This window comes from Pseudomonas aylmerensis, assembly GCF_001702265.1.
In the GTDB taxonomy this organism is placed as follows: domain Bacteria; phylum Pseudomonadota; class Gammaproteobacteria; order Pseudomonadales; family Pseudomonadaceae; genus Aquipseudomonas; species Aquipseudomonas aylmerensis.
Genome location: NZ_MAUE01000004.1, coordinates 65,508 through 80,659 on the forward strand (window position 1 = coordinate 65,508; position 15,152 = coordinate 80,659).

Annotated in this window: 15 protein-coding genes; 5 read left to right on the forward strand and 10 right to left on the reverse strand. The window is 61.9% G+C overall.

Going from position 1 to position 15,152, the window contains the following annotated elements:
* The first annotated feature begins 147 nt into the window (after positions 1-147).
* Positions 148-2,106 (forward strand): pilus assembly protein TadG-related protein, encoded by a 1,959-nt coding sequence (locus BBG20_RS03580; RefSeq protein WP_065900309.1) that lies wholly within the window; start codon positions 148-150, stop codon positions 2,104-2,106.
* Here the strand turns inward: BBG20_RS03580 and BBG20_RS03585 are convergent.
* A complete protein-coding gene (locus tag BBG20_RS03585; protein WP_065900319.1) occupies positions 2,103-4,832 on the reverse strand; it encodes a PAS domain-containing sensor histidine kinase in 2,730 nt (909 codons plus the stop codon). The two genes, BBG20_RS03580 and BBG20_RS03585, sit on opposite strands and share 4 nt — an antisense overlap.
* Positions 4,829-5,272 carry a TadE/TadG family type IV pilus assembly protein gene (locus BBG20_RS03590; RefSeq protein WP_065900321.1) on the reverse strand — a complete coding sequence of 148 codons (444 nt, stop codon included), beginning with the start codon at positions 5,270-5,272 and terminating at the stop codon, positions 4,829-4,831. The genes BBG20_RS03585 and BBG20_RS03590 overlap by 4 nt, the downstream gene beginning before the upstream one ends.
* A 72-nt stretch (positions 5,273-5,344) precedes the next feature.
* Here BBG20_RS03590 and BBG20_RS03595 point away from each other — a divergent pair, with 72 nt between their 5' ends.
* Positions 5,345-5,794, forward strand: coding sequence for a prepilin peptidase (locus tag BBG20_RS03595; protein WP_065900324.1), 450 nt, complete (start codon positions 5,345-5,347; stop codon positions 5,792-5,794).
* A 126-nt stretch (positions 5,795-5,920) separates the two neighbouring features.
* Positions 5,921-6,706, forward strand: coding sequence for a response regulator transcription factor (locus BBG20_RS03600; protein WP_065900327.1), 786 nt, complete (start codon positions 5,921-5,923; stop codon positions 6,704-6,706).
* A gap of 11 nt (positions 6,707-6,717) precedes the next feature.
* Here the strand turns inward: BBG20_RS03600 and BBG20_RS03605 are convergent, their stop codons facing one another.
* From BBG20_RS03605 to cpaB, 8 genes are read right to left on the reverse strand one after another with little or no spacing between them, the layout of a single operon-like run.
* Complete coding sequence (locus tag BBG20_RS03605; RefSeq protein WP_065900329.1) at positions 6,718-6,975, reverse strand: DUF3613 domain-containing protein; 258 nt, start codon at positions 6,973-6,975, stop codon at positions 6,718-6,720.
* Positions 6,976-6,985: 10 nt separating this feature from the next.
* Positions 6,986-7,696, reverse strand: coding sequence for a tetratricopeptide repeat protein (locus tag BBG20_RS03610; RefSeq protein WP_065900331.1), 711 nt, complete (start codon positions 7,694-7,696; stop codon positions 6,986-6,988).
* A 10-nt stretch (positions 7,697-7,706) separates the two neighbouring features.
* Positions 7,707-8,594, reverse strand: a complete 888-nt coding sequence (locus BBG20_RS03615; RefSeq protein WP_065900332.1) for a type II secretion system F family protein — start codon at positions 8,592-8,594, stop codon at positions 7,707-7,709.
* Position 8,595: 1 nt separating this feature from the next.
* Positions 8,596-9,477: a type II secretion system F family protein gene (locus BBG20_RS03620; RefSeq protein WP_065900333.1), complete on the reverse strand. Its 882-nt coding sequence runs from the start codon at positions 9,475-9,477 to the stop codon at positions 8,596-8,598.
* A 10-nt stretch (positions 9,478-9,487) separates the two neighbouring features.
* Positions 9,488-10,759, reverse strand: coding sequence for a CpaF family protein (locus BBG20_RS03625; protein WP_065900334.1), 1,272 nt, complete (start codon positions 10,757-10,759; stop codon positions 9,488-9,490).
* The gene (locus BBG20_RS03630; RefSeq protein ID WP_065900335.1) at positions 10,756-11,949 is read right to left on the reverse strand and encodes a pilus assembly protein; all 1,194 of its coding nucleotides are present in this window, start codon (positions 11,947-11,949) and stop codon (positions 10,756-10,758) included. The genes BBG20_RS03625 and BBG20_RS03630 overlap by 4 nt, the downstream gene beginning before the upstream one ends.
* Positions 11,946-13,175, reverse strand: a complete 1,230-nt coding sequence (locus BBG20_RS03635; protein WP_065900336.1) for a type II and III secretion system protein family protein — start codon at positions 13,173-13,175, stop codon at positions 11,946-11,948. Before BBG20_RS03635 ends, BBG20_RS03630 begins: the two co-directional genes overlap by 4 nt.
* 19 nt (positions 13,176-13,194) lie before the next feature.
* Positions 13,195-14,136, reverse strand: a complete 942-nt coding sequence (gene cpaB, locus BBG20_RS03640; RefSeq protein ID WP_065900338.1) for a Flp pilus assembly protein CpaB — start codon at positions 14,134-14,136, stop codon at positions 13,195-13,197.
* 331 nt (positions 14,137-14,467) lie between these two features.
* Between cpaB and BBG20_RS03645 the strand changes: the two genes are divergently transcribed.
* Both BBG20_RS03645 and BBG20_RS03650 read left to right on the forward strand, forming a co-directional pair.
* Positions 14,468-14,665 carry a Flp family type IVb pilin gene (locus BBG20_RS03645; protein ID WP_065900340.1) on the forward strand — a complete coding sequence of 66 codons (198 nt, stop codon included), beginning with the start codon at positions 14,468-14,470 and terminating at the stop codon, positions 14,663-14,665.
* A gap of 45 nt (positions 14,666-14,710) precedes the next feature.
* Positions 14,711-15,118, forward strand: coding sequence for a response regulator (locus tag BBG20_RS03650; RefSeq protein ID WP_065900341.1), 408 nt, complete (start codon positions 14,711-14,713; stop codon positions 15,116-15,118).
* Positions 15,119-15,152 lie beyond the last annotated feature (34 nt).

The following is a 15,152-nucleotide window of genomic DNA, read 5'->3' on the forward strand; positions in this document are numbered from 1 at the left end:
CATGTGGGAGCAGGCTTGCTCCCACATGAGGCCTGCTGCCGCCGGTGAATTCCCGTTAGTCACCCGGGTGGCGCCGGGCCAGCGCACCCTCCAAGCCTTGTCTACACTTCACACCAACTACGGAGAGTAAGCGCTAAGGAGTGCCTGATGTCTCCCCGACTTGGTTCCCGGCAGCGTGGTGCAATTGGCTTGATGGCGGCGGGTACCCTGGCGGTAGCCCTGGTGTTCATGCTGTTGGCAGTGGACAGCGGTCGCTTGTATATGGAAAAGCGCCGGCTGCAGTCCATCGCCGACACCGCCGCCCTGGAAGCCGCCGGCCGTGGCGGCTTGTGCACGCCCTCGACTACTGCCAATGACTATGCGGTGCAGAACGCCACCCGCAATGGTTTCACCGTGGTTGCGGGCGACACCAGTCGTGGCTTGGCAGTTACCTGCGGCTCGCTGGTGACCAATGCCAGCAATGTCCGCGTGTTTAGCGCAGACCCCACAAAAAACGATGCCGTGCGGGTGATCGCCACGCGCAGCGTGGTGACCAGCATCGCCAGTGGTCTCTGGAACATGTTCAGCGGCGTGCCGGTGTCCACCCAGATGACCTTGAGCGCGACCGCCGTGGCCGCATATGCACCGCCGGTGGCACAGCTGACGATCCGCAGCAGCCTGGCGTCGGTGGATTCCACGAAGTCGCCGATACTGAACCTGGTCATCGGCAATCTGCTCGGTGGCAACCTGTCCCTGACAGCCGCGAGCTGGAATGGCTTGCTGACGACAAACCTGAATATGCTCAGCTACTTGGACCAGCTGGCCATTCAGCTGAATGTGAAGGCCGGTGATTACGACGCGCTGTTGAGCACCGCTGTATCCGCTAGTCAATTAATCGACGCAGCCGTAAAGGTGTTGCAAAAAAACGGCTCGGTAGCGACGGCAGTCATCAACGACGTGATCTCAGTAAAAGCCATCGCGCCAAATACCCAGCTGTTGACCGTTGGAGATCTGCTCAAAGTCGCCACCGGAACACCGGCCGCCGCGTTGAATACCAGTGTCCAGTTGTTTCAGTTACTGCAGACCGTGGCACAACTGTCCAGCAGCAAGAGTGCGGTGAGTGCCGCTACTCAATTGAATATTCCGCTGATCGGCAATGTGTCGGTGCAAACCAAAGTGATTGAGCCTCCGCAGCTGTCGGCCATCGGCAACCCTGCAAAGGCTAAGGCGGGATTGTCGCAAACCCCGCCAAAAGATCAGATCTTTGTGCGTACGGCGCAAGTTCGCACGCTGGTGTCTATCCAGCTGCCTGTGCTCAACACGGTGAACAGTTTGACGTCGGCGGTTTCGTCCCTGACCACGCCAGTGACGAGCGTCGTCAATAACCTGCTGCATCTGAATCTTGTCGGTCTGCTGGACCCGCTTTTGTGCCTGGTGTTGAAACCTTGCGACCATACCGATGTACAGTTGCTGAATGGCCTAGACATCAACATCGAAGTGGCGAGCGCTACGTCTTATGTCACGGATTTCAGTTGTGCGAGCAGTGCGACGAAGTCACTGACGGTGATGGCGAGTACGGCGCTGGCGGATGTGTCGGTGGGGAAAGTTGACCCGGTGCAGGCATTCTCCTCGACAGCCGCGGCCACTGTTCAGCCCCTCGCTCTCGTCGATATTGGCATACAGACCTGCACGGGGATTTTCGGTTGTGGCCCACGCCGAGCCGGTGCGGGAGGCAGCTTATTGCTATCGGTGGTTCATGCGCAGGTCGGCGGGACAAGCCAGAGCATGCTTTTTTATCCCGTTAATGAGATGAATCAGGCGCCGACCTATCAATCGGTTCCGCCCACTTCAAATGTCGTCGCTGGCTTAGTCAATACGTTGGGTGCGATCCAAGTGACTTATGTCCCCCCGCCTGCAGGCAACGTATCGGGGGGCGCGCTGGCAGGGGTCTCGGGGCTGCTTACAACGATCACGAATACGCTGATCACTGCGGTCAAAGGCGTCTTGTCACCGGTGCTGGATCCGATTGTGAATAGTTTGCTCAGTGCACTGGGTATCACCGCCGGCAACGCCGAAGTCGGCGCCAACCTCACCTGCCACATGGGCCGCGCCTACCTGGTGATCTAACCTGGCTGGACCACCGGCAGTTCCACACAAAACCGCGCGCCTTGCTCGCCATTGGTGACGCTCAGCCGTCCGCCCATGTTTTCCACAATCCCATAGCTCACCGACAGCCCCAACCCGGTGCCGACGCCAATGGGCTTGGTGGTAAAAAACGGCTCGAAAATTCGTTCCAGCAAGCGTGGGTCGATGCCGCCGCCGTTGTCCTCGACCCAAATGCGTACGTGCCGGCTGTCGTGCTCGCAGTGCACAGCGATCCAGGGGCGGAACTGCGGGTTGTTTTCACGTTTGCCCAGCAGCGCATCACGGGCGTTGACCATCAGGTTGATCAGCACCTGCTCAAGCTGGTCGGCGTAGCCTTTGACCTGCACGCTGAAGTCCGCCGGGGTGACGCGCAGGTCCACGCCCTTGCCGCGCAACCCTTCGCCGAGCAGCGACAGCGTGCCCTCCACGGCCTGGGAGGGGTCGAAGGGCTGCTGTTCGATTTCCGAGCGGCGGCCAAACACGCGCATATGGTCCACCACACGCGCCGCGCGTTGGACCTGGGCATCGATGCGCTGGAGCTTTTCCGTCAGGTAGTCGATCTGCGCGTCGCCGTTGCCCAGGCGCTTGAGCACATTGACGATGGCCATGCGCATCACATTCAGCGGCTGGTTGATCTCGTGGGCCAGGCCCGTGGCCATTTCCCCGAGGGTGGCCATCTTCGCGCTCTGGGTCAGTTGTTGCTGGGAGCGACGTACCTCAGTGTTATCGCGGCCAACGGCCTGCACTTCCACCAATACGCCTTGCTCATCGAATACACCACGGTCGGACCACACCCACCAGGCATGTTCCCGACCCGGCAGTTGCAGGCTGATTTCGGCGGTGCTCACCGGGAATTCCGGGGTCAGTTGGCGGATGCGCTGGATAAATGCCTGGCGCTGTTCGTCCGACAACCAATCACCGAGGTGAAGCCCCGGCAGTTGCTCTGGCCGGCACTCCAGGTAGTTGGCCAGTGGCGTGTTGCCGAAGGTCAGGGTCAAGTCCGGGCGATAGCGGCAGATCATCGCCGGCGAGTCTTCCACCAGGATGCGATAGCGTTCTTCGCTCTGCTTGATCTGCTCGGCGGCCAGGGTCGCCTCGGTCACGTCGAGCCACAGCCCGACGGCTTCTACCGGCAGGCCCAGGTCATCGCGCAGCAACTTGGCCTCGTCGAGCAGCCAATGGTAGGCACCCTGCTTGTCACGCACCCGGTAGCGACTGCGCACATTGCCTTCGCGCAGCAGTTGGCGGGTGCGATCAAAGTACAGGTCGCGGTCTTCGGGGTGGACCAGTGCGGCCAGGCTGTCATGGCTGCAATCGTCCAGGGTCCAGCCCAGCACGGGCAGCAGGCTGTCGCTGAAGAAGGCCGGGTGCAACGCGCCGCCGACGTAGCGCTGTACATAGATCACCGCCGGTGAACTCGCGATCACGTTGTCCAGGCGCGCATGGGCGGCGGCGGCTTGCAGTTGCTGGTTCTTGATGTCGCTGATGTCGAGCATGAAGCCGATCCAGCGCCGACTGTCGCCCGCGGCCAGTACCTGGCCCTGCACGCGATACCAGAGCGGCTGGTCGGCGTCGGTGCGTTGCAGGCGGACGCTGGTCAGCAGGGGTTTGCCCAGGGCCTGCAAATCCTGCAGGCGGCTGTTGAGCTCCTGGCGATCGGCGGGATGAATCAGCTCCAGCCACAGGCCCAGCGCCTGGCGCGTCGCGCCGTCTTCCTGGCCGAGGCTGCGCAACAGGCTCGGGGCGAGTTGGATTTCCTCGGTGGCGGGCAGCAGTTCCCACCAACCGGTGCCGAGCAGGCCTTGCAGGGCTTCCATGCGTTCCAGTTGTTGGTGCGCGCGCTGTTCGCGCAGGCGGCTGAGCAACGGCGCGGCGAGGGCAGCGGCAAGGTCCAGCCAGTCGCGTTCGCGGGTCTGTGGCTCGCCGATGTAGCAACCGCACAGCAGCCAGGCGGCAACGCCCTCGGCGTCGCGATACGGCACCAGCAACCCGTCGGCATGGCCGAAGAGGCTGAGCAGGCGCGGGTGATCATTGCGTGCCTCGGCCAGGCTCAGCGATACGTTGCCGTTGACGCCGTCCAGGCCGGTGCCGAGGTGCTGGCCCGTTTGCCACAGGGCCGGTGCGTCATGGGCGGTGTATTGGCTGTAGATCCGCCAACCCCGCTCGTCGTCATCGGGCACTGCCAGGGCAACACAGGGGATTCGCCAGTGCTGTGCCAGGCTGCGCAGCTGCTCGGTGACCACGTCGGGCAAGCGACCCAGGCTGCAGACGCGCAACTGCTCGCTCATGCGGCCAGCCAGTTGGTGGTTCTGCTCGCGCTGCCCGGCCTGTTGCCTGCCGGTCAGCAAGTCACCGATGTCGAGCAAGCGCAGGATCCAGCCGTCACTCTCTGGCTCGACCCAGCCGCGGGTGTGCAGCACCTGCCCGATACCCTGGAAATCCAGGTCGAGGCTTTGACGTTGCCAGTCGGCGGGCTGGCCTTCGACGCTCAGCGCGCTGCCGGCACACAGCAGGTCTCGCAATAATGGCCGGGCTTCGGCCACGCTCTGCGCGGCCAATTGCTGACGCAGCGTGCCGCTGAGGCTGACGACACGGCCTTGGTCATCCAGTCGCACATGCAGCCCGGCAGCCGGCACCGCTTGCGGCTCGAGAACCTGCGGGCGGGTGCGGCCCGACAGGCGCCCGAAAAGGTTATCCCCCGCGGTCAAAACTGGATACTCGAACTGGCCGTCAGGTTGGTCGGCAGGCTCGGTACGTTGCCTATGCCGGGGATCACCAGCGCCGGGAATACCGAGTTGAGGTTGGCACTGGGGTAGGTGATCGCGACGGTCAGCGTGGTGCCGGTGTAGGTGGCACTGACGAAGGAGGGCTGGAACTGGAAGCTTGCGGGGATCCAGCTCAATTGCGCGGCGACGGTATCTTTCGCGCGCTGGGTGACCTGCGTCGGGTAGGCGGTTCCGGCCGCGACCGGGTCTATCGACATGGCCTGGCGCACCGCCTCGGCTGCGGCCTGGTTGAATGACTGCATCAATAACAGCGGCAGGCTATAGCTGACCAACCCATAAAACACGGCAAAGAAGATCCCGAAGACCAGGGCGAACTCGATCGCCGCAGCACCTTTTTGCTTTCTGGGGAGGCCTGTTTTCATGACTGCGTCTACCCTGACGGCTACTACCTGATATCAGCATAGAATCAATCAGCAAAAAGGGATGTTTTTTACGTGATCCATGGCGTGGTGATAGTGCTCTGGCTGGGGCTCTGTGCGGTGCAGGATATGCGTCAGCGACAGATCGCCAATGGGTTGACCTTGGGGGTTGGGCTGCTGGCCTTACTTTATTTGAGCTGGACGGGTGTCACCTGGCTGGGTGCGCCGGCGAAGGAGGGTGGCTGGGCGTTTGCCCTGGCGCTGCTGTTGGGCCTGCCCGGCTATGTGCTGGGACGCTTTGGCGCGGGCGATGTAAAGCTGTTGGCCGCGTTGGGAATGGCCACCACCGTGGACCCTTTGTTGTGGTCATTGATCGGCGCTGCGCCCGTCCTGGGCGCGTGGCTGCTTATCCATCAATGGGTTAGCGCGGGCCATGCGAAACCGGGTGTGGAGGCGTCAACAAAACAGCCTTTTGCGCCGTTTTTATTGACAGGTTTCGCGCTGTATTTATTTTGGATCCATTAGTCGCACAAGGCCTTTATCGCTATGTACATAGTCATAAAGTAGGTCTACGTTTATTGAGTAGATGTATAGGATTCTTCGTCGAAAGGGATAGGTCAATCTATTGGCTTTCCAGGCATGGAGTAGCGCGTGAACAAGCTCACATCGGCAGTAAAAGTGCTCGTGGTCGACGATCAGCCGCTGATCGTGGAAGAGCTCTGCGAATTTCTCGAAAACAGTGGTTATCGTTGTGTCCCGTGTGAGTCCAGCCGCCACGCCTTGAAGCGTTTCAGCGAAGACGCCGAGATCGGCCTGGTGCTGTGCGATCTGCACATGCCCGACATGGATGGCATCGAGCTGGTCCAGGCCATGCAAAAGGTCGCCGGCAAGCAGCGCGCGTTCGAAGCGATCATGCTCACCGGGCGTGCCGACAAGCAGGACGTGATCAAGGCCTTGCGCGCAGGCATCTCCGATTACTACCAGAAGCCGATCAACCTCGATGAATTGCTCGAAGGCCTGCAACGCCAGGAAGCGGCGTTGGAGGAACGGCAAAAAGAGCTGCAACTGGGGCACCTGAACCAGAAGCTGCAGTACCTTTCCGAGTCGATCAATGACTTGTACCAGGACCTCGACAAAGTACGTCGCAGCCCGAATGCAGGGCTGTCCGACGATGGCGAGTCAGCCGAAGAGGCCGGGCCGGTGGAAATCCCGACCATCTTCAATCAGCTCTCGCCCCGTCAGCTGGACGTGGCGCGGCTGGTGGGCAAGGGCCAGACCAACTATCAGATTGCCTGCGAGCTGGGCATCACCGAAAACACGGTCAAGCTGTATGTGTCCCAGGTCTTGCGCCTGACCCATATGCATAACCGCACCCAACTGGCATTGGCGTTGTCGCCGAACAATTCGGCAATGCGCCAGCGGGTGACGGCCCACTGACGCGCGCAGCGTTATTGACTCTTCCCGCCTTTGGATGACGCTTCGAAGAACTCCGGAATCGGATGCTTGTTGCTGTCGAGCCAACGCTGCATGGCCTGCTCCCTTTCGGTGGGCGTGGTCTTTTGCGGCGTCGGCGAGGCGGCTCGGCCATTGATCTGCAGCGCCATCCAGTTCTCCGTCTCTGCCTGCTGTGGAGACGAAGGGCCGGGTGGAATGGCCACTGCGCTCAGCGGCAGCAACGCCAGGTAAACCAGGTAATAGGCTTTCATCGTCGACTCCTTATTTGATGGTCACCGGCAGCGCATCACTGACTGCCGCGACGTTGCGTGCTGCCGCGCTGGACTCCTTGAGTTTCACCGCGCGAGCCTGGGCCTCGGTGACCTGTTCGGGGCTCAGGCCCAACTGGCTGACCACTTTGGCCGCTTGCCCCCAGTCATCCTGATAGATCAGCAAAGTCACCAGGTTCACGGCCGCCAACGGTTCGCCCTGCTTGAGTTCGATGGCCGTCATGAACTCGAAGCGCGCGTCTTCAAGGCGCAATTGGTTGAGGTACACCACCCCCAGGTCATTGCGGATTTTTTCGTCGGTAGGTGCCAGGCGTGCAGCCCTTTGCAGGTGGGCCATCGCCTGGCCGTTGTCACCCTTGGCGGCGGCCAGTTGTCCCAGGCCGTGCTCGCCCTCGGCCGTCATGCAGGTGCCGAGCAGGCTGCGGTACAACGGCTCAGCTTCGCTGCGGCCCAACAAACGGTAGTTACGCGCCTTGCGCTGGCGCACCTGGGGCAAGGTGTCCGGCAGGTTCTGCAGGTTGGCCAGGCTGGCGTGCAGCTTGCCTTCGTTGGCGAGGTCATCGGACAGGTTCAACGCCAGTTCCTGGTCGGCGCTGGGCTTGCTGCAACTGCCGGGTGTGGTCAGAGCCGCCCAGGGCGATTGACCGTTGGTGGCGCATCCACCGAGCATCAACAGGGCCAGGCCGGCGATCAGTACTTTCATCAGGGCTTCCTCAAAAGTGGCTCAAGGCGCGGGCGATGCCGATAAAGGCGGGGCCGCCGAGCACGATCAGCAAGGCTGGAAACAGAAACACCATCATCACCACCGACATTTTTGCCGACATCTTCGAAATGTATTCCTGTAGGCGGGTCAGCCGGCGGTCATCCAGCAATTGCTTGAGCGCCAGCAGGGATTTCATCGCGCCGCCGCCTTGCTGGATCAATTGCTGAAGGATGATGCAGGTGTCGGTGAACTCGTCCACTTCAAGCAGGCGGGCGGTCTTGCCCAGTTCTTCGCCCAGCTCCAGGCCGGAATCGACCCGGGCCAGGATCAGGCGCAGCTCGTGCGTGAGGCTCGGCAGTAAGCGCTGCGCATCGTTACCCAGCACGCGCAGAGACTGTTCAACCGCCATGCCCGATTCGAACAGGATGCGCAGCAGTGGAATGAAGGTGGCGATCTCTCTGGCGATCCGCTGCTGGCGGTATTTGGCGGCCGCGGCGAGTACGCGCTTGGGCAGCAGGTAGCCGATGCCCAAGGCAACCGCGGGGGCAATCCACACAGGGGCGGCCTGCGGGAAAAACAGCTCCTGGCCGAGGAAGGTCAGGCCCATTAATACAATCGGCACGCCGACCTGGAAGGCTGCAAACAGCGAGCGCTGGCTGGCTTTACGCCAACCGACCCGGTTGAGCAGCACCTGGGTTTCATTGTCCAGGCTGACCGAGCGCTGGGCCAGGCTGCTGCCGCCGAGTTGGCGCATGAACGCGCCGATTTTGTCATCGCTGCCGGTCCGCCCCTGCAACCGTTCGGAGACGCGGCGATCGCGCCGGCGATGCTCAAGGACCTGGCCACCCACCAGCACCAGGGCGGCAAGGAACATCAAGGCGCCAGCCAGAAGCACCATCTCAGACGCTCCTCAGCATGCGCCACATGGCGAAGGTGCCTGTCAGGTCCATCGCGAGGGCGACGAACAGCAGGGTGCGCCCGGTGTCGTCGTTCCACATGGTCAACAGGTAGCCAGGGTTGACCAGCATGAAGTAACTCACCAGCAAAACGGGCAAGCCACCCAGCAGGTACGCGGTCATGCGCGTTTCACCGGTCATGGCCTTGAGTTGGCGGGCTCCCTGTTCACGCTCCCGAATCATCTTGATCAGGTTTTCCAGCAGTTCGCTGGCGTTGCCGCCGTAGCGATGGTTGACCTTCAGGCCCAGGGCAAACAGGCGAAATTCGTCCTGTTCGTAGAATTCGGCAAAGTCACTCGCCGAGTCCGGCAGGCTCACGCCCATGCGCACGTTGCGCTGCACACGGCCCATGGCCTCCTTGAGCGGGTTATCAATATTCTCGATACCGCCCAATACGGCGTCGGCCAGGGTCCTGCCGGATTTCAGGCTGCGTACGCTGTGGTCCAGCAACTGTGGCAACTGTTCGACCATGCGTTGCACCCGCCGCTGGTAACGCCAACTGATGTAGACGCGCAACAGAATGGGCGGCCCCAGCACCATCACTGCGAGGCCCAGCCCGTCGGCGATCAGGTAGCCGAACAACGCGCCGACGATCCAACCGCTGAGCCACAGGCCCAGTCGATCAGTCGGCTTGCCCAGCCCCGCGCGCAGAAACATGCGCTCAAGGCCGGACCAGCGAGTGGGTTCTTCGCGGGCCTCGGGTTGGCCGTCACCGAGGCGCTCCAGCACGCGGTCAGTCTGGGCCTTGCGCAGGCCGTGCTGAAACTGCCAGAGCGACAGCCCGATCAGCAGCAGGCAAAAAAGCAGCAACATAGGTCCGGTCATCAGGCGCCCCCTATAACGGCAAGGCCGATTCGCGGCGCAGTTTGTCACCGGCCGGGTTGATGGCTTCGCGCAGGAAGCCGAAGCCGGTGCGCCGGTCCAGCCGGAACAGGGTATTGGTGACGTACACGTCGTCGCGCACGCCCACCACCTCGACGACTTCGCTGACGCAGCGGCGGCCATCGGGCATGCGTGTCAGTTGAATCACCACGTCCAGGGCGGCGCAGATCATCTGGCGCAGGGTTTTTTCCGCGATCACCCGGCCGGTCAGGCCCACCAGGGTTTCCAGGCGCAGCAGGGCATCCTGGGCATTGTTGGCGTGTACGGTGCTCATGGAACCGTCGTGGCCGGTGTTCATCGCCGTCATCACGTCGAGCACTTCCACGCCTCGGATTTCGCCGAGGATGATGCGGTCCGGGCGCATCCGCAGGGCGTTGCGGATCAAGTCGCTGGACCGCACTTCACCATGGCCTTCGGCGTTTGGCGGCCGGGTTTCCAGGCGCACCACATGGGGATGGCCCAGTTGCAGCTCGGCGACGTCCTCGATGGTCACCAGGCGCTCGTGCGGGTTAATCAACTGGCTGAGGATATTCAGCAGCGTGGTCTTGCCGGTGCCGGTACCGCCGCTGATGAGAATGTTGCAACGCTTGCCGACGGCCTCCTGAAAGAACTCGAAAATGCTCTGGTCGATGGTCTGCATGGCGACCAGGTCGCTGCTCTTGAGCATGTCCTTGCGAAACTTTCGAATCGACAGGCACGGCCCGTCCAAGGCAATCGGCGGGATGATCGCGTTGACCCGGCTGCCGTCCGGCAGGCGCGCATCCACCATCGGCGAGGACTCGTCCAGGCGCCGTCCCAGCGGCGCGAGAATCCGCTGCATCACGCGCTCGACGTGGTGATCGTCGATAAAGCGCAGGTCGCTCTGATGCAGCAGGCCGTCGCGCTCGATAAACACCCGGTGCGGCCCGTTGACCAGAATCTCGGTCACCGAGGGATCGCGCAGCAGCACTTCCAGCGGGCCGAAACCGGTGAGTTCGTCGACGATTTCTTCGGCCAGGCGTTCCATTTCATAACGCGAGATCGCCAGGCGCATGCGCGTGATGTATTCGGAGACTTTGTCGGTGACAAACTGCGCCAGCGACTGGCGCGTGCCTTCGAGCAGGTTTTTGCCTGACTCCTCGATGGCGTCAATGATGTAGCGGTGCAGCACCAGCTTCAGGCCATCATGGTCGCTGTTGCCGCTGACGCTGCGGGCCGGGCCGCCGAAGAGTTTTTCGCTGGTCATCGTCCCGACCCCAGGAAGCGTTCAAACCAGCGCATCGAGGGTTTTTCAAGGCCCTCGGAGCGTTTCGCCAGGCGTTCGCCCAAGGTCCGCACGGCTTGGGTCAGGGGTTCGCGTGGGGCCAGGGCGAACAGGGTCTGGCCCTGGTTCTTGACGTTCAGGCGCAGTTCGGCGCTCAGCGGCAGGACGGCGATGCACTCAAGGCCGAAGCTTTTTTCCAGGGCCTCGGTGTCGGGTGCACAGGATTTGATATAGCGGTCGACCACCAGCTTGGCGTGCTCGAGTTTCATGCCTTTGTCGCGCCAGCGGTTGAGCACCGCCAGGTTGCGCCGACAGTCGAGTACGCTCTGGTCGGTGCACCACAGCAGTTTGTCGCAGTGGCTGACAAAGGTACGCAGCGCCTCGCTGTCCGGTTGCCCGGTAATGTTCACGACGATGTGCTGGAAGTGTTGGCGCAACGCGCTGAGCAGCATGTACAGCTCGGCGGCGCTGGTCAGTTTGAGCGGTTCGTCACCGGTGGCATAGGCCAGGATGCGCAGGCCATCCAGGGCTGTGGTGAAGGCGCTGTTGATCAAGGTGGTATCGAGACGGCGCAGGTGCCGCAATGCATCGCCAAAGTTGAACGTGCTTTCCAGCCCCAGCAGCGCCAGGCTGTCACTGCGCGGCAGGCCCAGGTCGAGCAGCAGGGTTTGCTGCCCGCTTTTTTGCACCACCAGTGCCAGGTGTGTCGCCAGCATCGCACCATCGGCGTTGCTCTGGGTGCCAAACAGCACGGTCAGACCGCCCAACTGCGCACTCGAAGTCACCGGCGGCAGGCGCTTGCTCAGGCGCCGCACCAGGCCTGCGACTTCACTGGAGCGCGAGCCATAGGCGACGAAATCGCGGGCGCCGGCGCGCATGGCATTGAGTACCAGTTGGTTGTCCATGCCATCGCCGAGGGCGACCACCGCGAGCATCGGCTTGGCTTCCAGGGCCCCTTCGATCAGCGCACTTTGGGCCACCACGTTTTCACGGTCGAGGCCGACGAACACCAGGTTGGCGAAGGTCACGTCGACCAGCGCGAGCAACTCATCCAGGCTGCCACCGCCGGCACTGACCACTTGGCCAAGGGGCGCGAGTGCGCCCTGGAGCCATTCCAGGTCGGTGGTGTTGCGGGTAATTGCCAGAAATGTCTGACTCAGGCTATCGCTCATTGGGAAAGTCCACTGCGACGATCGAAGTTGCCGTTTTCCAGGAAGAACAGGCGGTACCAGTTCGGGTCGTAGGTGCGCAGTTTCTCGCCGGGCAGGGAAGGCAGTTGCGCATTCGCGGCCAGCGGCTGGACCAGGTGCGGCGTGACGATCATCAGCAGCTCTTTTTCTTCGCGGCTGATGTTGGAATCGCGGAAAAACGCGCCGAGGATCGGGATGTCACCCAGGCCTGGAAACTTGCTGATGGTGGAGCGGTTGGTGCTGCTGATCAGGCCGCTGATCACGAAGCTTTCGCCATCGGCCAGGGACACGCTGGTGTCGGTTCGACGCACGGTCAGGGCGGGCACCTGGATCCCCTGGATCTGCACGGCGTTGCTGTAGTCGAGTTCGCTGACCTCCGGCGCGACCTTGAGGGTGATGCGATTGCGGTCGATCACCGTGGGGGTCAGGGTCAGGCGGATGCCGAATTCCTTGTACTCGATGGAGATACTGTCGCTGCCGCTGCTGGGCACCGGAATGGGCACTTCGCCGCCGGCCAGGAAGGTTGCGCTCTGCCCGCTCAGGGCTACCAGGCTGGGACGCGACAGGGTATAGGCGAAGCCGCTCTGTTCGAGGGCGTTGATCATCGCCGAGATCCGCCCGCCACCGAAGCCGATGTTGAAAAAGCCATTATTCACCGCCTGCCCGCGAAAGCTGCTGGCGGTGGTGGCGGGGATCGTGCCATTGCCCGGGCTGCCGAACAGGAAATTGCCACCTTGGCCGAACAATGAGGTACTGGCTTCCTTGAGCTTGGTACGGCTGACCTCGACAAAGCGAATGTCGGTCTGCACCTGACTGGGCAGCAGTGGGTCCTCGGAAGGCGACAGCGACAAGCTGGTCAGCGCCGAAGTGGCCTTGCCCTTGACGAACACCATGCTCTGGCGCGGCGCGCTGGCGCAGGCGGTCCACACCATCAGGCTGGTCGCGCCGACACCGACGCCGGTCAGCAGGAAGTTACGGTCGCCGTTGACGCGCACATCGGCGATCTTCGGGTCGCCAATCGCCAGGCGGGTTATTGCCACCGGCGATTGCAGTTCCTGTTGCAGGCCTTCTCCCACCTCGACCACGGCGGGCAACTGGCCAAGGGCGCTGCAATTACCCGGCGCCGCGAAGGCCATGCCCGCCGGCAGGCTCAACAGCATCAGGGTCCAGGCGAGGTGCGTGAACATGGCAGTGTAGCGATGGCTCATTCAAGGCATCCTTGCTCAATCACGGGGTTTGTGGGGCTGCTTGGGCACCGCGAATCACTTCAATGCCACGACGTGCGCCGGGCTCGCCGGCGACTGTGGCTACCCGCTTGGGCGGGCCGATCAGAGCCAGCTGGGTGAATTGATAGAGGTCGCGGTTGGCACTTTCCAGTTTGTCCGGTGCGTCGCTTTCGCCGGCCCAGTAGCGACTGAGCAGCTGTTCGTCGGCGCTGCGCACGGCCAGGCGCAGGGTGCCGGCCTGGGCCGCGAGCATCAGGCGACTCAATAAGGCTTCCGGCACAGCCAGCACTACGGTGCGGGCACCGGCGCGGCGTTGTGCGGCCTGGGCGCGTTCTTCAGGCGTGGCCGGTGGTGGTACCGCAGGCGTGCCGTCATTGGCCAGGCCCATTTGATCGCCGACGCTGAGCAGGCGCATGGCCGGCAGGACGATTTGGGCTGACGGCTCGGTATTGCCGTTGTCCTGTCGCAGGAACAGCAGCACGTCCACGTAGTCGCCTGGGCTCAACTGGCCGGCGACGCCGATGACTTCATCCACCGCGACGGCCAGCGCCCGCTCACCTGGGCGAATCATGCGGGCCAGCGGGCCGCCGGCGTTGAAGCTCTCTTCGTTGAGCCAGGTGCCCGCAGCCAGCATGCGCAGCGGTTTGCGTCCGATCGCCTGGTCCAGTTGCGTCAGGCTGCCGGCGGGTACGGTGCGCAGTTTTTCCACGGCCAGGTCAGCAGCGGTCAGTGGTACGAAAGCAGGGACGTCATGCACCAATACCACGACGGGGGTGCGGTTCTGGTCTTCGACGGCAGCGACGGTTTTTTCCACGGAAACGACAGGTGCGGTGGGTGCCGTGACGGGCTCCGGCGAGCGACTCAGTACCAGCCCCCAGTACCCTGCAATCAATGCCCCGATCAGCAACAAGCCGGCCAGGACCATGCTGATACGACTGTTCATGACGGCTCTCCCTTTCCCGTTGCATTACACACTCGTTAATCCAATCGAGTTAATTCGCAACCTGGCTGTGATGAACAACTAACGATTTGGCTATTTGAAGGTAGCTCAGCTAGGACGAAATGCCATTACCTGACAGAAAATTTATCTGCACGCCAAGGCGTTGCCTTTTGAACAGCGGGTTTATGGCGCCAACGTTGTGACTAATACTTTCTGATTAATGCGTTATTACAGTTGTGAGCCTGGGGTTTGTTGACAATGCTCTAGTGGCACGCCGTGATTATCTGGATCTAGAGCCCTTCGGCTTTCAGTGGCGTTCTTAGGGAGAAGTCTTATGTTCCTTGACCTGATGTTGAAGTTCTATGTTCAGACACAACTATTCTTCAAACGCAAAGAGGGCGCGTCAGGTATTGAATACGCCATTATCGTGGCGCTGGTGGCGATTGTTATTGTCGGTGCAGGCTCGGGGCTGGGCACCAAGATCGCCTCGGTGTTCAACGGTATTGCCAACAAGATGACCACGGTGACCTGAGTTAAAGTGTAAAGCCACCCCCTTCATCCACGGGCAGGTACGGTCATGAGCGCATCTTCTTCGGGTCGCCAACAAATCTTATTGGTGGACGATGAAGAAGACGCCCTGATCGAACTTGCCGAGTCCCTCGGTAACGAGGGATTTGTCTGTTTTACCGCCAACTCTGTCACCTTCGCCCTGCAAGAATTGACACTCCACCCTGACATTGCCCTGGTCATCACTGACCTGCGCATGCCCGAGGAAAGTGGCATTTCCTTGATCAAGCGTCTGCGCGAACACACCTCACGCTCGCACCTGCCGGTGATTGTCATGTCGGGCCATGCCGAGATGGACGACGTCAGCGACATGCTGCGGCTGCAAGTGCTCGACCTGTTCCGCAAGCCGATCTACCTGGTGCGGTTGATCGATACCTTGAACAACCTGTTCCCTCTCGCAAAGAAATCCACTGAGTAGCGGTCGCCTTGCCGGTGCTGGCGTCCGTGAGATC